19 protein-coding genes are annotated in these 21,310 nt (G+C 40.7%); 5 read left to right on the top strand and 14 right to left on the bottom strand.

The genetic code is table 11. The features are described from left to right. Positions 1-4 precede the first annotated feature (4 nt). Positions 5-910: an alpha/beta fold hydrolase gene (locus tag QNM18_RS19830; RefSeq protein WP_284138226.1), complete on the bottom strand. Its 906-nt coding sequence runs from the start codon at positions 908-910 to the stop codon at positions 5-7. Between the two features lie 122 nt (positions 911-1,032). Between QNM18_RS19830 and rlmF the strand changes: the two genes are divergently transcribed. Then, complete coding sequence (gene rlmF, locus QNM18_RS19825) at positions 1,033-1,902, top strand: 23S rRNA (adenine(1618)-N(6))-methyltransferase RlmF (RefSeq protein WP_284138225.1); 870 nt, start codon at positions 1,033-1,035, stop codon at positions 1,900-1,902. Positions 1,903-1,918: 16 nt separating this feature from the next. Here rlmF and QNM18_RS19820 read toward each other — a convergent pair whose 3' ends face one another. The 6 genes from QNM18_RS19820 to QNM18_RS19795 form a co-directional block, all read right to left on the bottom strand. Further along, positions 1,919-4,339, bottom strand: coding sequence for a PAS domain-containing hybrid sensor histidine kinase/response regulator (locus QNM18_RS19820; RefSeq protein WP_284138224.1), 2,421 nt, complete (start codon positions 4,337-4,339; stop codon positions 1,919-1,921). Between the two features lie 158 nt (positions 4,340-4,497). Next, positions 4,498-5,823, bottom strand: a complete 1,326-nt coding sequence (locus QNM18_RS19815) for an ATP-binding protein (RefSeq protein ID WP_284138223.1) — start codon at positions 5,821-5,823, stop codon at positions 4,498-4,500. 52 nt (positions 5,824-5,875) lie between these two features. Next, on the bottom strand, positions 5,876-6,457 hold the full coding sequence (locus tag QNM18_RS19810) for a thymidine kinase (RefSeq protein ID WP_211008589.1): 582 nt from the start codon (positions 6,455-6,457) through the stop codon (positions 5,876-5,878). 63 nt (positions 6,458-6,520) lie between these two features. Then, positions 6,521-7,336: a type 2 periplasmic-binding domain-containing protein gene (locus QNM18_RS19805; protein ID WP_284138222.1), complete on the bottom strand. Its 816-nt coding sequence runs from the start codon at positions 7,334-7,336 to the stop codon at positions 6,521-6,523. A 161-nt stretch (positions 7,337-7,497) separates the two neighbouring features. Continuing rightward, a complete protein-coding gene (locus QNM18_RS19800; RefSeq protein ID WP_211008587.1) occupies positions 7,498-8,106 on the bottom strand; it encodes a superoxide dismutase in 609 nt (202 codons plus the stop codon). An 18-nt stretch (positions 8,107-8,124) separates the two neighbouring features. Further along, positions 8,125-8,631 carry a hypothetical protein gene (locus QNM18_RS19795; RefSeq protein ID WP_211008586.1) on the bottom strand — a complete coding sequence of 169 codons (507 nt, stop codon included), beginning with the start codon at positions 8,629-8,631 and terminating at the stop codon, positions 8,125-8,127. A 295-nt stretch (positions 8,632-8,926) separates the two neighbouring features. On the opposite strand from QNM18_RS19795, the gene bfr (QNM18_RS19790) reads away from it, so the two are divergent. Continuing rightward, a complete protein-coding gene (bfr, locus tag QNM18_RS19790; RefSeq protein ID WP_036975144.1) occupies positions 8,927-9,397 on the top strand; it encodes a bacterioferritin in 471 nt (156 codons plus the stop codon). 12 nt (positions 9,398-9,409) lie between these two features. Next, positions 9,410-9,874, top strand: a complete 465-nt coding sequence (bfr, locus tag QNM18_RS19785; protein ID WP_211008585.1) for a bacterioferritin — start codon at positions 9,410-9,412, stop codon at positions 9,872-9,874. 57 nt (positions 9,875-9,931) lie between these two features. Here the strand turns inward: bfr (QNM18_RS19785) and QNM18_RS19780 are convergent, their stop codons facing one another. The 6 genes from QNM18_RS19780 to QNM18_RS19755 all read right to left on the bottom strand — a co-directional run bounded on the left by QNM18_RS19780 (position 9,932) and on the right by QNM18_RS19755 (position 17,472). Continuing rightward, positions 9,932-10,126 carry a (2Fe-2S)-binding protein gene (locus QNM18_RS19780; RefSeq protein ID WP_023397915.1) on the bottom strand — a complete coding sequence of 65 codons (195 nt, stop codon included), beginning with the start codon at positions 10,124-10,126 and terminating at the stop codon, positions 9,932-9,934. A 167-nt stretch (positions 10,127-10,293) separates the two neighbouring features. After that, the gene (locus QNM18_RS19775; protein ID WP_211008584.1) at positions 10,294-13,086 is read right to left on the bottom strand and encodes a response regulator; all 2,793 of its coding nucleotides are present in this window, start codon (positions 13,084-13,086) and stop codon (positions 10,294-10,296) included. Between the two features lie 58 nt (positions 13,087-13,144). Beyond that, a complete protein-coding gene (locus QNM18_RS19770) occupies positions 13,145-14,035 on the bottom strand; it encodes a cation diffusion facilitator family transporter (RefSeq protein ID WP_211008583.1) in 891 nt (296 codons plus the stop codon). 147 nt (positions 14,036-14,182) lie between these two features. Then, positions 14,183-15,355: an NERD domain-containing protein gene (locus QNM18_RS19765; RefSeq protein ID WP_284138221.1), complete on the bottom strand. Its 1,173-nt coding sequence runs from the start codon at positions 15,353-15,355 to the stop codon at positions 14,183-14,185. 50 nt (positions 15,356-15,405) lie between these two features. After that, a complete protein-coding gene (locus tag QNM18_RS19760) occupies positions 15,406-16,395 on the bottom strand; it encodes a WD40 repeat domain-containing protein (RefSeq protein WP_284138220.1) in 990 nt (329 codons plus the stop codon). Between the two features lie 147 nt (positions 16,396-16,542). Continuing rightward, positions 16,543-17,472: a WD40 repeat domain-containing protein gene (locus QNM18_RS19755; RefSeq protein WP_284138219.1), complete on the bottom strand. Its 930-nt coding sequence runs from the start codon at positions 17,470-17,472 to the stop codon at positions 16,543-16,545. A gap of 321 nt (positions 17,473-17,793) precedes the next feature. Here QNM18_RS19755 and QNM18_RS19750 point away from each other — a divergent pair, with 321 nt between their 5' ends. Next, complete coding sequence (locus QNM18_RS19750; protein ID WP_211008579.1) at positions 17,794-18,069, top strand: hypothetical protein; 276 nt, start codon at positions 17,794-17,796, stop codon at positions 18,067-18,069. 298 nt (positions 18,070-18,367) lie between these two features. Beyond that, positions 18,368-19,717, top strand: coding sequence for a hypothetical protein (locus QNM18_RS19745; protein WP_284138218.1), 1,350 nt, complete (start codon positions 18,368-18,370; stop codon positions 19,715-19,717). 85 nt (positions 19,718-19,802) lie between these two features. Here QNM18_RS19745 and QNM18_RS19740 read toward each other — a convergent pair whose 3' ends face one another. After that, positions 19,803-21,296, bottom strand: a complete 1,494-nt coding sequence (locus tag QNM18_RS19740) for a trehalase family glycosidase (RefSeq protein WP_284138217.1) — start codon at positions 21,294-21,296, stop codon at positions 19,803-19,805. Positions 21,297-21,310: the final 14 nt, after the last annotated feature.

Below are 21,310 nucleotides of genomic sequence, written 5' to 3'. Positions count from 1 at the left end.
TAAATCAGCGTTGATGATCCCGAAACCAATTTAGCACGTCTTGGAATTGCTCTGTTACCGCGTTTGGGTGCGTTAACATATCAATATGGCCATAATTATGTGTATGGCCATACTTTTTACCATATATATTTAGCGCTTGAGTGCCTATACCAGATTCTTTCATAAACATTTTTATATCAATTGGTTGGGCCAGAGCTTTATCGTTCACTCCTGCAATGTGTAAAGTCGGCGGCAGCTTTTTGTCACTTAATTCATAGGCGTAATCAAAAGCATCATCACTATCTACCCAAGGGCTTATTTTTGCCCACTCAGCGCTTTGCCTATGTGATTTTGCGGTTTCACTATCGGAACCCCAACGCAGCTTTTTAGCTGGTAAATAACCATGCTTTTTTGTGTAGTAGTACGCAAGCCGATACCACATTACATTAGCCTTTAGCAGCTTTTCCGGATGATTGTTGTATAGACTGCGTTTTGAGCCAAAGTATGCACATGCATCAACGTATTTTATTTCTTCCGGAAAACGCGCAAATACACTATTCATAATTACGCCCCCCCACGAGTGTGCAACCCAGAATTGGGGGCGCTCACCGAGCTGATTTGAAATAAACTCTACGGCAGTAGGCACATCTTCAACAATGGACTCAGTTTGACCATAATCATGGCCTCTGGAGATTGGCGGTACGCTTTCCCCTCTTCCACGTAAGTCTAATACAAAGCACCTGTAGCCATGAGTCGCTAAAAATGGCGCCAGCCCCTTATTATTGTGAGTATAAAAAATCTTACCATTCTCCACCGCACCATGTAGAAGCAAAACAATCGGTCCCGTCTTCTCGGTGTTGTGTATATACCTCAAGTGCAAAGATGTTCCTGCATCAGATAACGGCACTTGCATTGATTCTTGATTTATCATTGTATATCCAAGGCTTTTTACTCATCGTACCAGTTGCGAGTTAAAAAAGTAACCCCAATAGTGAAGACATTGAATTTAGGGTATAATTCTTACTAGTCATTCTGTGAGACACAATTTCAAACATGCACCCTAGAAACAAACACGCCTCAGGTTATGATCTTCCTGGACTAACAAAAGTAGTTCCTGAACTTGCAAATTATCTAGTTACAAAACAAAACGGTGAAGATACTGTCGACTTCTCTGATCCTAAGGCGGTGATACTCCTTAACAAAGCATTACTTTTTAAACATTACGGTATTGCTTTTTGGGATTTGCCTGACCAATTTTTGTGTCCCCCAGTTCCCGGCAGAGCTGATTACATTCATGCACTTGCCGACCTACTTGCCGAAGAACACAATGACATTGTACCTACAGGTAAAAAGGTAAAGTGCCTAGATATTGGCACAGGCGCCAATTTGATTTACCCGATCATAGGTCAATCTGAATACAAATGGCAGTTTGTAGGGAGTGATATAAACCCAATTGCAGTAAAAGTTAGTCAAAGTATCGTCAAAGCGAATAAGCTGCCTATAAAAGTAAAGCATCAACCTAATAGCGATGCATTTTTTACAGGGATCATTGGTAAAAGCGACTATTTTGATATCACCATGTGTAATCCGCCATTCCACGCAAGTGAGCAAGAAGCAAAAAAAGGCACTGACAGAAAGTGGAAAAACCTAGGTGTTGCCAAAACATCACAGCACCTTAATTTTGGCGGCCACGCGCCCGAACTTTGGTGTAAAGGCGGCGAGCTGGCATTTATTCGGGGCATGATTAATGAAAGTGCACAATTTAGAGACCAAGTAGGCTGGTTTACAAGCTTAGTCTCCAAAAAAGATAATTTGCCGGCTTTGACCAAATGCCTATCGAAAATCGGTGTTAAGCAACATAAGGTCGTAAAAATGTTACAGGGCAACAAACAAAGCCGCTTTATTGCTTGGCGCTTTGACTAATCAACCTGCTATTGAGCTAATCTGCGTAGTTTTTTAACACACCATATAAATTTCTCAAATCTACGGGTTTGCCGATATGAGCGACAAACCCCTGAGCTAAATACTTTTTCACGTCACCTGTCATGACATTGGCAGTCAGCGCAATAACTGGCATACTTGCATAATGTTTGTTGATTCTTTTTTGCGCTTCTATGCCATCCATTTCTGGCATATGAATATCCATTAAAACCAAGTCATAAAGATCATTTTGACAAGCTTTAACAGCTTCTACGCCATTTTCTACGAGCGTCAACTCAGCATAAGTATCTTTGAGCATTGTTTTTATCAAAATTTGATTTATTTTATTATCTTCCGCAATCAGTATTTTTTTCCCTGCTAGATTTGGTGGTGATAAAGATCTGCACTGTTTGAGATTAGATTCTTGAGATGACTTATCCAATGGTAGCCAAAGGTCGATGCTTGTACCTTTCCCTTGTTGGCTCGTTAGTTCAATTTTCCCTTTCATTAGCTGCACTAAACTTGCCGTAATAGACATACCTAAGCCTGTACCTCCATATTTTCTGGTAGTTGAAGTGTCAGCTTGGGAAAACCGGTCGAATATACACTTTTGAGCCTCTTCACTCATACCTATACCAGTGTCTGTAATCTGTAAATTAACAGCTTCTTTTTCAAAAAAATTACCAGATCTGACCGTTATTTTTACTGAGCCTTTGTCGGTAAACTTTACCGCATTTGAGGTAAGGTTTAATAAGATCTGCTTTACTCTAACTAAATCACCAAGCCACCTGTCGTCGAAGCTGTCCTCTATCGTGACAATAAACCCAATTCCTTTATTACTAATGACTGAGTCTAAGTCATACTTAACAGACTCTATTATTTCTTTGAAAGATAGTGGCGCTTTTTCTAGCTCCAGTTTATTTGACTCTATTTTGGAATAATCCAAAATATCATTAATGATTGTGAGTAAACTTTGCGCGGAAAAAGATGCGTTTGACAGTATTTGTCTAAAATCTTTACTTAATTCAGCGGTTTCAAGCAACTGTAGTCCGCCCAATATGGCATTCATAGGGGTGCGTATTTCGTGGCTCATATTTGCGACAAAATCGCTTTTGGCTTTGGCAGAATTCTCTGCTTCAGTTTTTGCCGCGGCCAGCTTTTCTATCACATTGACTTTATCAGTAACATCATAGTTAACCCCGATAACCTTGATTGCTCTACCTATTTCATCTTTTATAACTTCGGCACTTGCTTTCATTGTCCGAACCACGCCATTAGGGTGCACAACTCTAAATTCAGGTTCGTACACGCCCTCTCCTTTCACAGCTGCTTCCAACTTCGCACTCGCGAAACCAATGTCATCAGGGTGAACGCTATTAACCCATGCTTCATAGACACCAGAGAATTGACCTTTAGTTACGCCATACAGCTTAAACATCCAGTCATCCCAAATTAACTCATTTGAAACAAGATCCCACTCCCATACACCGATCTCCGCAGAGTCATTCGCTAATTGCATACGAATCGCAAAAGAATCCGCAGCTTCTTTTGCTTTTTGTATTTGTGCTTCAATCGCTTTTTGTTGTGTCGTGTCTTGTACCACGGACCATATAAAGTCCTCGCCATCACTGTCTGTGATTTTTATTCCTGACAGTAAAACGGGAAAAGTACTCCCCGCTTTATGTATGTACTCTTTGGCGTACGGACCATATCGGCCTTGTTGTTTTAAGTCATCCAGTTGCTTGTGCTCTTGCTCTTCATATTTACGCGGAGTTAGCTGCCAATAATCCATATTATTCAGCTCTTCTACTGAATACCCTGTCATATTGCTAAACTCATGATTAACGTATTGAAAGCTGCCGTCCTTCATATAATTAATAGCTATTCCCACTGGCGCTAGATTAACAAAATGCTCAAACTTTTCTTTTTCCCTTTGATATGCTTTTTTATAGCGTTTCAAATCTGAGTGGGCTTCATCTAGCTGCTTCTGAGTTCTGACAATTTCGGTGATATCTCGGCCTATTGCCAAGATCAAATCCTCGCCATGCGATTGAATCGCCGTAAGTGACACTAAACAAGGAAAAGTCGACCCATCGAGGCGATTATGTGTCCATTGAAATAGCTGCGCTCCTTCATCACGCGCTTTTGTAATAAACCCTTTAGCCAAGGATTCTGATAGCTGGCCACAAGGTTGATACTTAGGCGAAATATCTGCAGGACCAAGCTGTAAGAACTTGTCCTTATTCTGAACACCGTGCATTTCAACTGCTGCCGCATTGCATTCGATAAACTTTCCGGACTTTAGATCGATAATGGATAATGCATCCCCCGATGCATCAAAGAGGTTTTTGTATTTGTCTCTTTCAGATGTGACCTTTTCAAGCGCTAATTTTAATTTCTTATTTTCGCTTTCTAAGTCGGTGCTGCTGTTTTGTGACATTATGACTTCCTGTGCTCAACAGAGTTAACCATTTTAGCTTGCCTAATTGAATATAGAATATGATCTTCCGCAATGAAATAAAAATGGCTCGAGGCCAATTGAAAAACGCCCAGTAATGCAGAGAGTTAGCTTCGAATCAATGATTTATTAAGAGCTTTTCAGCTTGTTTTTACTGGAATACGGATTTCAAAACAACTCCCTTTACCCAACTCAGACGTCGCGATTAACTCTCCATGATGATTTTTAATTAGCATCAAGGCAATGGTAAGTCCTAAGCCAACGTTCTGCCCCACGGGCTTACTTGAATAAAAGGGATCGAAAATGTGGCTCAATTTTGTAGGCTCTATACCAATCCCTTGATCTTTAAAAGAGATAGACACGTTTCCCCTACCCAAGCGTACTTTTACTGAAATATCACGTGGCAGAGCGCCAGATTCAATTGCATTGGTATGTAAAATATCAAAGACTTTTAAAAGCTGCTCTCTACAGCAAAGTAGCGTGATGTCACTATTAGGCTCATGATCAAAAACGATTTGTGTACTAAGATTACTGACAAAACATGTGAATATTTCTGTTAAATTATGCAACTGCGCCCGTTCATCTGATACTCCATTAAATACGGACAATGCAGCTACTATTTGCTCAATTCTATTTAAGTCAATTTCATTGTCTTCAAGCAGCTCAAATATATCTATTAAATCACCGTTAAGTGACTCATTGTTTAGCACACTAATATGGTGGCTGAGACCTTTAATATAATCCTTTAGGACCGTAAAGTTACATTTCATTGCACCCAGCGGGTTATTAATTTCATGCGCCATACCCGACGCCAAATAACCAACAGATGCCATTTTCTCCGATTGAAGTAGTGAATTTTGCTGCTCTAAGATTTTTTCATTTGCAGCAATAAGAGATTGATTCAGCTGTGTTAACTCGGCGGTCCTTAGTGCAACTTTGGCTTCAAGATTGTCGTTGAGATCCTTCAACTCTGAGGCCAGCTTAGACTGCTTTTTAATATCACAATATGCCCTTAACGCACTTGTCATGGTGATGTATAACTTCGATTTAGTTAGATCAACTTTGTTTTTATAGTCATTGATATCGTACTTCAACATGACTTCATGTTCTGGGATCGTACTCGGTTGCCCTGTTCTTAAAATAATCCTCACATCATGGTTTTTGAGTTCTTGTCGTATTTGATGAACGCACTCCAACCCAGCATTATCTGTTTCCATAATAACATCGAGTAACACAACACAAATATCTTGCTCATCAAGCATGTATTTAATAGCTTCTGATTTCGAGTAGGCATGAATGAATGACAGCTCCCTATCTTCATAGGCAAACCTAGATAACGCCATTTTGGTGACATTGTGAATCTCAGGCTCATCATCCACAATTAAAACCTTCCATGGAGACAACTTCGGCTTCTCCACATTTTGTGAAGATTCACTTGCAAGAAAAGAAAAAGGTGAGTTAGGCATGGCTACCAAATTTGTCTAATGATAGCCTTAAGCATGGCAAAAAATGTTAAAATTACAACCTATTAAGTTCTGTTTTATAGTGTTTTCTGCATACTGAAACGTAGCGGTCATTACCACCGATTTCCACTTGATCGCCATCGGCGATGGCATTACCCTGCTCATCCAATCTCAAGACATGGTTGGCTTTACGACCACAATGGCAAACTGTTTTCAATTCAATCAGTTTGTCGGCCCATGCCAGTAGGTATTGCGCCCCCTCAAACAACTCGCCTCTAAAGTCTGTTCTAAGGCCATAACACAAAACGGGAATACCGAGTGAATCGACAACATCCGTTAATTGAGAAACTTGATCCTTTGATAAAAATTGACTTTCATCCACTAAAATACAATCTAACTTGTGTCGATTATGTTCATCCTGAACCAATTGAAACACATTGGTTGTAGGTTCAAACGTACTCGCATCGGCCTCGAGACCTATTCGTGACGCAACTTTGCCAACACCTGAGCGGTTATCTATAGCAGCGGTTAAAATAAATGGGGTCATACCTCGTTCTCGATAATTAAACGCGGACTGAAGTAAGGTCGTGGATTTACCAGCGTTCATCGCCGAATAGTAAAAATAAAGTTGTGCCATAATAACGATAGGATATTCTAGAGTGCACGCTAGTCTACAGAAACTTCTGCATACTGACCATATTCAATATCTGGGAATTTTATGTTCAACAGGGTTTTTGATGTAATCTAAGTAATATTCATGCAATGGCATAGAACCCAACCCTCGCCACAAAGTTTGTGCTACTTCAGGATTTTGCTGCAAAAAAGCCTCTGATAAGGCCAAATAACCATAGCTTATATCTATCGGGGGGAAAATAGGATCGAGCGTTTCACTATATGGAAACCCCGCAACTTGCTCATCGTACACTTGGCACAAACCAAGTGAGCCATCAACTAACCCCTTCAACACGAGTTGGTAAGCATCATCTTGCGAATCAGTTTGAATGACACGGTATAAGTCTTGTTGAAGCACATGTAAAACAGAGTATCCCCTTGGGATGGCCAAGCTTAATGGGTAGTTGTTATTTGCAACGTCTTGCCCTAACCCTTGTTGCCCAACTAAGCATGTCCCTAGCATACTAATTGCTAAACTTTCATCGACACTCCCTTGAGCATTTCTTGGAAAGTTTAAAAACTTATCTCTTTCAGAACGGTATGAAGCGATGACTGCGTCAACCTTGTTTTTTTGAATATCGTTTAAACACCTCTGCCAAGGCTTGCGAACAAATTTAAACCGTACCGTACGTACATTACTTTGTAGCTTACGTAAAATTTCGATTGTCGCACCAGGGCGCTTATCAGGTACTTCGAAGCCATTTCCGAGAAAAAATGGCGGAATATTTTTGTCTTCATAGCACAAAGTCATATAAGTGGTGGCACAGGCCATGGATGACCACAATATTATCAGTAAAAATGCTAATAGACGCATATAGTTCACAACAAGATTAAGAGTGCGCATTGATGTTAAATGCTTGGCTATAAATATACTATAGCTTACAGCTGAACGAATGTCCTTGGAAACGAGTTTTTACGGGGTATTACTGAAAGAGAGACGATTTTGGTGCTTTTGGTACCTAAAGTACCTCATAAGTATATAAGGTACTTAAACCTAGATTAAGGTTATTTTGCTTCTAGATAACGTCGTTCAACCTCAGTCCAGTTGATTACGTTATAAAATGCAGCAATATATTCAGGACGACGGTTTTGATATTTAAGATAATACGCGTGCTCCCAAACATCTAATCCTAGAATTGGTGTTTGGTTATTCATCAAAGGGCTGTCTTGATTTAACGAGCTTGTTACTTTCAACTCGCCTTCAGCATCAACCACTAGCCAAGCCCAGCCACTTCCGAAACGACTAACTGCCGCTGCGGTAAACTGCTCTTTGAAAGCGTCAAAGCTGCCAAAAGTATTAGTAATTGCTTTTGCAAGCTCACCGTCATGTAGATTACCACCGTCAGACGACATGATAGTCCAAAACAGACTGTGATTGTGGTGGCCACCTACGTGATCTCTAACCGCGCCTTTAAGACTATCTGGTAGTGACTCAATATTTGCAAGTAGCTCTTCGACACCGCGATCTGCAAACTCAGTTCCCTCTAGCGCAGCATTTGCCTTACTAACATATGTTTGGTGGTGAAGAGTATGGTGGATCTCCATTGTTCTAGTATCAATATGTGGCTCTAGAGCATCATAAGCGTACGGTAGTTGTGGCAATGTAAAAGCCATGGTCTTTCCTCATTTACTTTAATGGACGATATGTGGACGGGTAAATCCCCCCTCCATCGCGGCGTTGACTTTCTCTATCAGCTCAGGAAGATGGGGGTGGCATGAAGCAAAATTAATCAACTCCTGCCTCGTTTTGTGTAAGTGGTGACAAGCAATCTCCACAATTTCAATAGATGCGTTTTCGACCAAGTTAAGAATAACCAAATGCACTTCTATTAACTGCCTACAAGCACGCTCAGGGTTAGACAAAGCAAGAAAACAATCAGCCAAATTGTGCGCAGCAACCACCAAAGCAGGACAGCAATGCTCAATTGCTGTTAGCTGTTCATCGCAAGGTTTGCTTTTTACAAATTGCTCTAACAAATGACCTGCTAAATTTAATGCACTTTGATACTTGTCACGGGCTGAATCAAACTTACCACTCTGAAATGCATGATTACCTGTTTTTATTGCGTATTGCCATGGTGCTAGGGCGTACTCTAAAGGAGTATCCACTGAAGTTTCCGGTTGTTCTACTAGGGCCATTACGCTCCCCTTAGATTGCTTTACACCCGACAACTATAAACAAAACAAACACCTTAATGCAAATTGTTTTTATTTGCATTATTGTAATTATTACTATGGATTACATATGAAATCCCAATCTTGAATTGCTCAGTAGAACATAGAGAACAAAATTCAAGCAGTGCTAAAAGCATAAAAGACAACGATAATGAGAATAAGAATCAATTGTTAAACCACTGATTTTAAAGGATTTTTATTGACAATCTTTTTCCTAAAGATAGAATACCTTCTAAAGTCAGAGTTTGAGGAACCTCCTATGAAAGGTAAACAAAAAATCATTGATGCATTTAATGCGCTGCTGGCAAATGAACTTGCTGCAATCGATCAGTATTTCATCCACTCTCGCATGTATGAAGACATGGGTTTAACAAAGCTATATGAGCGTCTCAACCATGAAATGGAAGAAGAAACGACCCATGCAGATTGGCTTATTAAACGCATTTTATTCCTAGAAGGCGTGCCGAATATGACCAAACGTCGTGACCTGCTGATCGGTCAAGATGTGAAATCAATGATGGAAAATGACCTGACATTAGAGCTTGAAGTTGTTGCATGCGTAAAAGACGCAATCAAAGCCTGTGAAGAAGAGCAGGACTACCAATCTCGTGCAGTATTAGAAAAGTTATTGTTCGATACAGAAGAAGATCACGTTTATTGGTTAGAGCAACAAATTGGTCTTATTGAAAAGATTGGTATTCAAAACTATCTACAATCGCAACTGGCATAGGATTAGAAGCATATGAAAGGTAATAGAGAAGTTATCGTAGCCTTGAATAAGGTACTTGCTAACGAGCTAGTTGGGATAAACCAGTATTTTTTGCATGCTCGCATGTTCAAGGATTTTGGTTTTATGAAACTAGATAAAGCAGATTATAAAGTGTCTATTCAAAAAATGAAGAACGCGGACAGGCTTATCGAGCGCATTTTATTTTTAGAAGGGCTGCCAAACTTACAAGATCTAGGTCGTTTAAACATAGGTGAAAACGTAGCTGAAATGATTGCCGCAAATATGACATTCGAGCAAACATCATTGCAAGATCTACAAAACGCAATTGCTTTATGCGAGCAAAAACAAGATTACATTAGCCGTGAGGCGCTTGATAACATCCAAAACGAGCAAGAAGAACAAATTGACTGGCTAGAAACTCAGCAGCAGTTGCTCAAAACCATGGGTCAAGAAAACTATCTTCAATCACAGATGTGATTTCATCCATTAAAAAAGGGCGTTTATAAGACGCCCTTTTTTACAAACCTTGATTAGCTATGCAACTTGTTCAGTCACATCAACGATGTCGATTAGCTTTTCGTTTAATATTTTTTTGGTGCAGTTACAGCATTTACCGCATTGAGTGCCTACACCCAGCTCTTTACTTAGATCTCTCATAGATCTTGCACCGTCATCTATCGTCTGCGCTATTTTTTTATCTGTTATTCCATGGCAGATACAAATATACATGAATGAAAACCAATCTCAATTACATCAACTGAGAGTAGTTTAATCTAAACAAAAATAGTTATCAACTAACTTACACATAAAAATGCGAATAGTTACTAATAACATTGATAGATAAAGAATTTTATTTTTTGGGTACTCGCTCCCATTCACCTTATAAATGACTTTACCTACTTTGTTTTTCCATTCTGTTGCGCAAAGTGCAACTCATGCCATCGTGTTAAACGTTCAAACAACTCTGCGGACTCTATGGGTTTTGCGATAAAGTCGTCCATTCCTGCTTGGAGACATTTAGCACGATCTTCACTAAAGGCATTGGCGGTGATCGCCATTATATATGGTCGCCCATATTCTTCCGGGTGGCGCCTAATCGACCTAGTGCATTCAAAGCCATCCATATTAGGCATCTGACAATCCATTAGAACGATATCATATTGCTGTGTCTTCAGCGCATCTAGCGCCTGTAATCCATCATTAGCTTTACTTATTTCTCCACCTGTTTTAGCTAATATCTGCATTGCTACAATTTGATTTATTGGGTTATCTTCTACCAGAAGTAGCTTACAGTGCTGCAAATTTGGAATACCAACACGCGCTTGGGGCACCACAACTCGACCGCCAACCTTCGCAGGGATTTTAACCACGAACTCGCTGCCAACATGCTCTTGAGACGTGAATGTAAGCTCCCCTTCCATCAAAGATACCAACCTCTTACAAATTGTGAGACCTAAACCTGTACCGCCGAATTTTCGTGTTGTTGATAAATCGGCTTGAGTAAATTCATCAAATAAGTCCTTTTGCGCGAGCTCTGATATACCCACTCCGGTATCTTTTATTACGAACTTTAGTTGCTCATTTTGATAATAGATATCAAATTGTATTTCTCCCCGTTCTGTGAACTTTCCTGCATTGCTCAACAAGTTATTTATAACTTGTCCTACCCTTAGATCATCTAACTCCAGCACTTCAGGGACATCGTCTGCAAGATTAAATGTAAAATTCACCGCTGGCTTTTGGATCGACTTTTCAAACGCCCTCGACAGCGATATCACGAATTTCTTAACATCCGTGTCTTGAACTGAAAGTTGCAAGGCGCCAGCTTCGATTTTAGAGTAATCCAAAATATCATTCAAAATCAGCAACAGTTTATGGGCTGATTGATAAATAATATCTAGTTGCTCCTTGGTTTTAATGTCTGGTTCAGCCTGAATAAGCGCTTCAGACATCCCTATGATACCGTTCAACGGTGTTCGAATTTCATGACTCATATTTGCCAAAAACTGACTTTTAGCGGAGCTTGCTCTGTTGGCACTTTCAAGTGCACCTATCAGCTCTTCCGTTTTTTGCCGAACTTCTAACTCTAAGGTTTTATTGAAGTCTTGTAGTTTTCGATTGAGTTGTTCATTTTCATCATTTGCAGTATTTAGCTTGGTGAAACTCATTGATAATTTGAATGCCAATTGAGAAAACTGCTGTTGTAGAATGATCACTTCCAAACAACTGCCTTCCGTGGTGTTGTTCACTTCTGACATTTTTTTGCTCGGATCAAAAGAGTTAATGCTATGACTCAGGTCGACAATTGGCTTAGTGAACACTCTTGTCATTCTATTAACCAAGAAGCTACTAATTGCAATGATAAACAGTGCCAATATAAATGACTGGATCCAAGCGGAGGCTACGGCCAAATTGACATGTTTACGTTCAATTAAACTGATAACACGCCACTGAAATATATCTGACTGTACACTCTGTTTGTAATAAACATCACGGTTATTACTAATATAAATTTGATCGGTTGACTCTGTGAGCTCTTTCAACTGCAGATCGGCAACATTATCCAAAATATTAAAATCGGACTTGAGAGAGCTATAAACAATGTTGTTCTCATGATCTAAAATCAACAAATGCCCTTTTTGAGCCAATACTTTTGGAATAAATTGCTCAAACGATTCGAAAAATAGGGAGCTCTCCACAATGCCTTTAAACTCACCATCATCGTATAGAGGGGCCGAAATAGCCACAACTGGGTCATTTCCAAACCCTCTTCCTTGAAAAATACCCGACACGTAACCGTTAGGATAATATGGCGCTTGAATGAAATATTCGCGATCAGCCACGGAGGGAACTTCACCAATTAAACTCACTTTGAGAGCTTTTGGGTAATAATGCGTAACCAACGCACCCTGATCTGCCACTATTGACGTGCGGAAGTTTGGGTAAGTTTCGACAAGGCGTTTAATTACCTGTTGCTTTTTCACACCTGATTGAATGTCTTGGGCTGCGACCATAATAGCCCTTCGATAGCTTTGCAGAAAGTCATCTATTTGCTTGAGAGCGCTATTTGATGCATCTTGTAATTGTGCCGTTACCTCGTATTCAATGCGCTTGTAATGACTATTTGTTAATACAATAGTTGTGATCAATACAACCAGAATAATCAACTGGCTAATCATGTAATTCAGTATTTGATAAAGTGACTTTGCTTGCCACACCCGCTTGAACAAAAACAGAGAAATCAAATCAACAATTGCTAAGTATACCGCTGCATTAATCATATACTTAGCCAATGCAGTAAAGATAACCAGCAAAGTTAAGCCAAGTACAAATTTTCCAACGATAAACAAAATGGGAACGCCGAATAACACCCAAAACCCGAGTCCTCTTATGAATAGAGGTTTGTTGGCCCGAATACAGAACAATTGCAGCCAGAGGATCTCAAACAAAAATACCAGTGAAGCCCAACAATGACCCCAGCGGTAAAGTAAAAACAGCGCACCAACACCAACCGCGATAATCGCATATCGCCAGCCTAACGCGAGCAGACATAAAATCACAAACAGCTGCCCAAACAAGAATTCAGAACTGTCCAAGAACCAAATAGGGAGTAAGTTCGCTATCCCGCCAACCACGCCTAAAAAAAGTGCAATAATTACTTTGGGTAATTTAACGAATTGATTTAGCAACACCAGCTCCTCTTTATATTCTATTAAAAAATAAAGGAAAGCTGGTAATTTGCCAAGTTTAATGGTGGGGACAATCGTGACTTTCTATTTGTAGAACACACTTTTCGACGGAAAAAAGCTGTTTTAGTCGCGCTTCGACTTGGAATCGACAGGCATCATCATGCATTTCAATTGTACAATGGTGCTTTAGCACAATGTGCGCGCCAACAATCAAGATATTATCCGAATTTGACACAGTGACATTGTGAACACTTTCAACATGCTCTGTTGCGATTATTGCTTGCTCAACGCCCTCCACATCAGGCAAAGAAAGCCCTTTATCAAGCAAGCCTGATAAACACGTTTTAATGACCTTAAAACCGGTAAACAAAACAAAGCTTGAAATCAGCATACTTGACAGTACATCAATGATATTCCAGCCCGTTAAGTGGATCAGGACACCTGCAATGAACGTTGAAATCGTTGATAGAAGATCAAAAAACGAATGCAGAAATACCGCATAAACATTAATGCTATCTTTTCGTCCTTTATACAACACCCAGGCCGCAACGCCGTGAAACAAAAAGCCAACTCCAGCAATCGTTGACATCACAAATGTATTCACTTCATGAGTATGCCCCTGAGAGTGCAGTTCAATCCGCTCGGTGGCTTCTAGTAAAATAACAATTGCGATAGAAACGTATAAAACACCATTGATCAATCCACCTGTATATTCGGCTTTCTTATAACCTTCATTAAAGCTATTCGCTAATTTGACTGCAATAGTTGAAGCGATTAGAGCGATGAGCAAAGAGCTATTGTGAACAAATAAATGCCCTGCGTCGGCTAGTACAGCTAAAGAATTGGCAAAGTAAGCGCCAATAACCTGTATAACCATAAACGTGCACGTTAATGCAAGCGCAATGAGTAAGCGCTTCCGAGAAGCCTCATGAGTTGTAAGATCGGTCATTCGAAACTTGAGAAACCTTTGTAACTATAAATTAGAGGGTGCCTTGTGATAAAGGACGGTGATTGTAACCTTATTTCATTTCAGACGCATCAAAAATAACAATATTTAGCAAATAAATAGAATCTTTTGCCCACGCCTTAGGAACTCTTAACTCGCAATTTGATGAGATGCCTCTAGTGCATGACTTTGCGAGTACAATCGCTGCTCGAAGTAGCGTAACTGCTCATAGCTAAAAATAAACTGTGTGTACCGCATAACTTCAAACGCTACTTGTTCAATTTCAAAGCAGTTGACGGGCTTGCCTGGATAAAATTGGCATCCGTTATTAAATGTGACAAGGTATTTGACGCCACTTTTCGCTCCAACACACTCGGCAAGCTTACTCGCTCGTATTTTCACGGCATTTAATGGGTTTAAAAAATACTGAGCGCCGCCTTCGCGTGTTACATGCCACATTTCACTATCCAAGTTTGCTTCAATCTCTCCAGTATAAGGACACGAGACAAAAACGAATAACCCAAAAGGAGACAATGCAACGCCATCAATATCAAGCTCTTCAAGCAGCGGGCTCATACTGCGATGCACAACAATATACTTTTTGTTGTCCAATTTGCTGGTCAATGCATGATATGCTGCTTTAAAGCTTCTTTTATTATCGTTTACTGTACTGTTACTGCGACTCATACGCTTGACAAGTTCTATGAAGAGATAGCCACACAGTACAATGCCCAACCAAAAACCAAATCGAGAAAAGTGGCCATCGCTTTTCTTTAGGGCAATGTCGGTATTGAATTGAAAAGACGTATCATCTCGCTCAGGCGAGACACTAGAAGCAGTCGTTGTTTCTTTAGATGTCTCAATGCTTATACGCTCTAGCTCAGAACGCCTATTGCGTTCCTTGGCTTCTTTTTGTTCATCAAGGCGGCTTTCGAATGCTTGTCTTTGTTTTGCAACCATTTCTGCACACTTTACTGCGCTTTGAAAGTTTTGCTCTCCATGGTGGCAGATTGCAGGTTTTTGGAAAAAAGCTTGCCACTGAGCGTAAATTTCAGGGTCACTATAGTGCGCATGGCCAAAAACACTTTGCCGTTCACGTGCTTCAACTGGGGGCTTTCTTGCCACCGTTGGAGATTCGCAATAGTGCTCTATTCGTTCAATCAAGCGTGTTATACGAGCTTGATCCGATCGCTTCATCTCAGTGTTTTGCTGCAAAAAGACCAATTCGGCCGCGTACCTATCACATTGATACACGTCGAGCTGCACTGATTCAGCCGAGCTTGTGCCCACAAAAAGGAGTAAAAACAAAATCCATCTGTTCATTGTACATTACCTATAACCTTATTAATCTGCTGGCTAGGTACACCACTGCGTTACCGTCGATTGGCCAACATATTTAATGCCCACTCTTCTAGTAGCCCATCACTACTTAGCGTTACTAGCTTTTCTTTGCTTGGCGCATACATATCAACTATGGTTGCACCTGAATTCACCGTATTAATTTGCCAAGTACCTAGCTCATTGCCACTTTTGGTATCCCATATAGTCAACTGAGATTTAGATGAAGACGTAGCCAACAATCTACTTTGCTCAATAAACAGCGCTTTTCTAAACACTTTGAAACGCGCCATATATTTAAGCTCACTTTTATCTGCACCATCTATAAGTGAAGCGATAACCTGGTTATCAAGCGCATCAGATACAAAAAACTCTGAAAAATCGTTTCTGACCGCCAAACTTGTCACTCTATGATTAAACTCTTTTGTGAATACAGGCTCTGGCGAGCCAAATCGCCATAACGCCAGCTTCCCATCTTGCGCCGCAGTTAGAAAAAGCTCCCCCTTGTCATCCCACTCAACGTGCATAACAGGTCTGCTATGCGGCGCAAACTGGTTGTTCACTTGAGTATGCAAATGCGCCATATTCACTGTACCGTCCGACATAGCGACAACAATCTTGTCCATCGCCGGAGATAACGCCACGGAAGAAATATATCCGTATCCACTGACTCCAGTAAAATTGACTTTAGTTACCAGTTTTTTGCTTGTTAATGACCAAAACCTGAGTTGATTATCACCGACAACTATTAACATATTGTTGTCTTTAGACAGTACAACCTCTCTAACCATATCTGGCATTTTATCTTGAGGCACAGTAAATTCTGGTGCCCGTGTATCACTATTCCATACAGAGAGAGAATTTGAACTATCTACAGTGACCAGCTTAGTGCCATCTTGTGAAAAATGACCTATCAGAATGCCCTTGTCGCCCAATTGAGTAACCGTGCCATTGCTCAACGAGATATCGTCTTCACAGCCAGCTAAAATCAGCACGATAATAATTGGAAATAGTCTGTACAACATGATTCAAGATCTCTAAATTAAAGGGCAATAAATAAGCGATGCACATAGTATAGTCTTTTAACGTTTTGTACAGCGCATTATTACCTGTTATTGATGCAGCCCCACCTACTGCACCGTAAGTACGCAAAATAAGCAAAGTTTGCGCCATTAGCGGTTCATTTTTAATAAGGCGTTGATATCCCAATGTTCAACAATTCCGTCGCTATTCAAAGTAGTCAATATATTTTGCTTGTTTATATGCATATCCAAAATTAACGCCGTTGTACTTGCCGCTTTTATGGCAAAAGCGCCAATTTCTTGCCCATTGCTGGCATGCCACAATGTCCACCAAAATTTACTAGAGCCCGTCGCTAGATACTGACCGTCAGGACTGATTGCTGCGGCCCGAAACCATCTGAAGCGCTCTTTATATTTTAACTTTGTTACTGCTAGCTCAGCGGCAAACGGATTTATCAAAATCTGATCATTTAATGCATCAGATATAAACAACACATTGTGCTGAAAATTATGCGCTAGGCTGGTTACCCTTTTTGACATGCGATACTGATAGGTCGATGCCAATGTATTGGCATCATGCAAACTAACCAACCCATCGTGACCGGCACTTATAATGAGCTGTCGATGTGAACCAAGTGCAAGAAAACTTATTCGTGCGTCATGATACTTAACTTGCTTAGTCAAACTATTTTCAAAATCCAGTAGGTTCAACGTACCATCAGTCATGCCAACCAATAACTTAAGAGGTTTTGCATAAAGCGCAATGTGTGAAATCTTCGCGAATTCAGAACTGCCAACCACGTTAAACTTGCCTAACTCTGCGCCGCTAATTAAATTCCACACTACAATGAACTTTTCAAAACTAACCGCAAGTAGCGTACTGTCTTGTGAAATTGCAAGGCCCGTAACCTTACTGCCACCGATTTCAAATTGGTGAAGAATACCGGTGCCATCAGCTTTGCTTACGGTTAGCATTCCCTGCGATAAGAATGTTGCCAGCGTTGCGTCAGAGGAAAATACGCCAAACTCAATGGGTGTTTTACTCAGCCGATAAAACGCAGTCTGTGGGTTTTTAGCCACATCCCCGCAACTGGTTATAGTCAACGCGAACAAGCAGCTCGTCAATAATTTAATCACGTATCTACACATTTGATGCTCTCCGAATACCGCACTCCTTTTTGCATTAACCTCGACAATTCACGTTTTGTTTGTTTTTTATTCTACACCCTTACTTTATCGGATAATAATCTTATTTATTTAGAAAATTAAACGACAACTCAACCTTAAAGTACTATAATATTCGCATAGTAGCGGGCGTAAAACACTTAGCAAAAGCATGGGATTTGCGTCGGTTAAGCGGAGTTATTCGTTCTTTTTAGTGACTTGTAGTTAGAGGTTGTAATGTGTAGCGCACCTAAAGCAAGAGCAGCGAAAGGAAAAGTCGTCGATTATCATGATTCGATGAATCAAAATTTAAGTCCGGAAAAACGTTCTGCATTTGCTAAAAAAGCCAATGCAGCTTATGAAAAGCGCCATCCAAATGAGGAGTTTAAAATGCCTTTTAAGGACCAAAAAAAACACAAAAAAACAAAATCTCTTGTACACAGGGTCGAAGTGATTCTACTCCTCATCGTCTTCGCAGCTATTGCAATTAGAGTTATATTTTTATCCGAGTAAAACGTTAGTCATTTCCGGCTTTCCTTCAGCATACTAAGAGCACCATTGCTCACCGACCCAAGCCACTAACAGTCAACTGTTAAAAATTGGCTCAACTGAGACTTTTCTGTCCAATCCCATGTGAACAACGTCATGACCCCCTTGGGGTACAAAATTGCATAATTGTTTAAATTGCTGCTTGCACCACGGACACGTTATAGTATAACATATTTTCAAATTGTTATTTTATAACATCTCAAATGCAAGGTGTCTTCGGAATTACACCTGCATATTTATTACTCTAATAATTGAAAGAAATATGAAACACGCATACAAATTACTCTCCGTTGCAGTTGCAACAGCATTACTAACGGCTTGTGGTGATACTAAAACTACCATTGTTGAACATGCACCAGTCGTTGAGCCTGTTAAAAAGGAAGATGGACATGACGAGCATGATCATGACCATGGTTCGGTGAGTGAAGCTGGTCGTCTATTGGTGACTTCTCCTGAGTCTAACTCAATCCACCTATTAGACATTGAACATAAAGAAGTTGCCGCAGAGCTGGCTTCAAGTAACTATGCGAGTAGAGTATATGCAACTGAGCACAGCCGTTATGCCGTACTTGTTCAATCTGACAACGGGCGAGTAGAGTTTGTTGATGGTGGCATTTGGCAAGAAGATCATGGCGATCATATGCACCCTTATCAAGAGACGCCAAAATTAAGTGACGTTTCTTTTGACCATGTAAAACCAGCGCACGTTACAAATGGCGAGAATAACACAGCGATCTTCTTTGATGGCAACGGTGAAGATGCAATCAATGCTCAAGTGGCCGTTTTCTCTGAAGCTTACCTTGGTGGCGAAAAAGACAAACTAGCAGAGATCCACTATGACACCAACATGCACGGTGCAGCACAATCTCGTGGTGAATACACTTTAAGTACCATTCGCGACCCTGAGACGGCTTCTACATTACCTACTCAAATCGGGTTGTTCCATAAACATGGTGACCACTTTGACCAAGACAAAGTGTTTGAACAGAGCTGTCCAGCCCTTCACGGAAGCGCTCAAAACCATGAGCACATTTCTTTTGCATGTGGTGATGGTGTTGTGATCATCACAGAAGAAAACGGTGAATTCACAGCGAAGAAAATCGCAAATCCAGAAAGCTTTGCTGAAAAGCAACGTATCGGCGTGTTAAGAGGTCACGAAAATAGCCACCAATTCATCGGTATTGCCGGCACTGAACTGGTTGTAGTGGACGCTGAGCACGACGAAATTGAAAAAATTGAGTGGACCATCACAAAAGACCATAGCATTGCAGGTGGTGACTTTAACTATGATGGCTCTCACGCTGCTGTATTAGACTCAGCTGGTGTTCTAACCATCTTTGAACAACATGCCGAAGGTGATGAGCATCACTGGGAAGTCGCACACACTGTGAAAGTTCATGACCATGAACTAACTGCTTTGCCTGAAAATGTTACTTTTAGGCTCGCCTTCTCTGGTGCAGAAAACATCGTCTACGTTACAGACTCGGACGCAAAACACGTATTGGGTTATGACCTTGAAACCGCTGAAGTAAAGGTTGAAATTGAACTAGATTTCACACCAGACAGACTAGTTTGGTTAGGTATTGAAAAAGGAGGCGAACACGCACATTAATACTCCCGGGTATCACGTGTATGTCTCTTGATTGTGAGCCAAAGTGCCTTTTTTAAGGCACTTTTTTCATTTTTACTACCCCAGTTTACTCACTTTTGCCAAACAAAGTATAAAAGCGACTTGCCACACCATTTGTCCAACCAAACCCTTGCTGCACAATATACTCACCACCCTCGGCCTTTTTATTTGGCTCAATGACATTGTATTTCTCCAAAAGGCACTGGTTGACCTCAAAGCTAGATTCAAGTGTTTTTAACCATTTGCTTGCGACCTCTTTAGCTTCTTGCGTAAAGCCATAGTTCAATAAACCTTTAACACCAAACCACTGTAAAGGGGCCCAGCCGTTAGGACTATCCCATTGCTGGGGGGTTGCTGCCAGTGTGGTTACAAGCCCACCCGCTTTACAAAAATCGGACATCATTTTTTGTGACACCTGATGTGCACGAGCACAATCTTCCACTAAGTTGAAAAACAACGCCGTTGCCCCTGCCATAGTTACGATATTGCGTTTGCAGTTGAGTTCAATGTCAAAATCGACATACCAATTGGCTTGTTCGTCCCACATATATTGATTGATCAAAGCTGCGCGTCGTTTTGCGGCCCTTTCCATTCTATGTGACTCTTTGCTGTTACTGGTAGCTTGGTAGCAGCGAGACAACTGGGTTTCCAAAAAATAAAGTAGCGCATTTAAATCAACTGGCGCTATATGCGTTGTCATAATAGTTTTTAAATTATCCGGTTCTTGCAGCCAGCGGCTACTAAAATCCCAGCCAGATTCGCATGCTGCACGAATGTTTCTGTAAAAATGCGCTTTCTCATCGTTAGTGAAATGTTCTGCATCTTCAATATCTTCTTTATAAGACTCAGGTCTAGGCGACGGGTCGTTATCCCAATATCGATTTAATATACCGCCACAGGGCATCATTACCACACGGTCAAAGTGTAAAAGATCAGAGCTAAGCTTGTCGCTGCCTTTCATCCAAAAGTCGTACTCTCTTTGCAATGATGATGTAACTCTTGTAAGCCAATTTTCATCATCTTTTTTTGTTTCCCAAAGCAAGTCGACCATCATTGCAGTAACTGGGGGTTGGGAACGCGTTGCATAATAGCTTCGATTTCCATTAGGCACATGTCCTAGCGACTCAATTAGACTACAAAAGTTTTCTAACATGTCTTCCACGAGCTTTCCACGACCTGAGTCCATCAAACCTAGCGCCGTAAAATAACTATCCCAATAATAAATCTCATTAAATCTACCGCCTGGGACAATGTATGGCTTAGGCAATGCTAATAAAGAGCTGGTGTTTTGCTCACTTCCTTGCCTTGCCAGCCGATCCCAAAGTCGTTCGATGTAATCAGGAACAGTTCTGACATCATTCAGCGCTTGTAATTCAGGGGCTTCTGCAAATTCGAAATGTGTTGCAACAAAGGTTTCTAAGTCGGCCGGTTGTGTTTTGTCATATTCGGCGCATGCTACTGGCCACGACTGTTTTGGAATAGCATCAGAAAAAACTTTGCTATCAGAGAACATCCCTGACAACTGAACATCCTTAAATAAGCGACTGTGCTCAAACTTCATTATTAATCCTCGAC

It is taken from the genome of Pseudoalteromonas obscura (assembly GCF_030135505.1).
GTDB lineage: Bacteria > Pseudomonadota > Gammaproteobacteria > Enterobacterales > Alteromonadaceae > Pseudoalteromonas > Pseudoalteromonas obscura.
The sequence above is the reverse complement of the archived record's forward strand: the minus strand, read 5'-3'. Positions and strand labels throughout refer to the sequence as shown.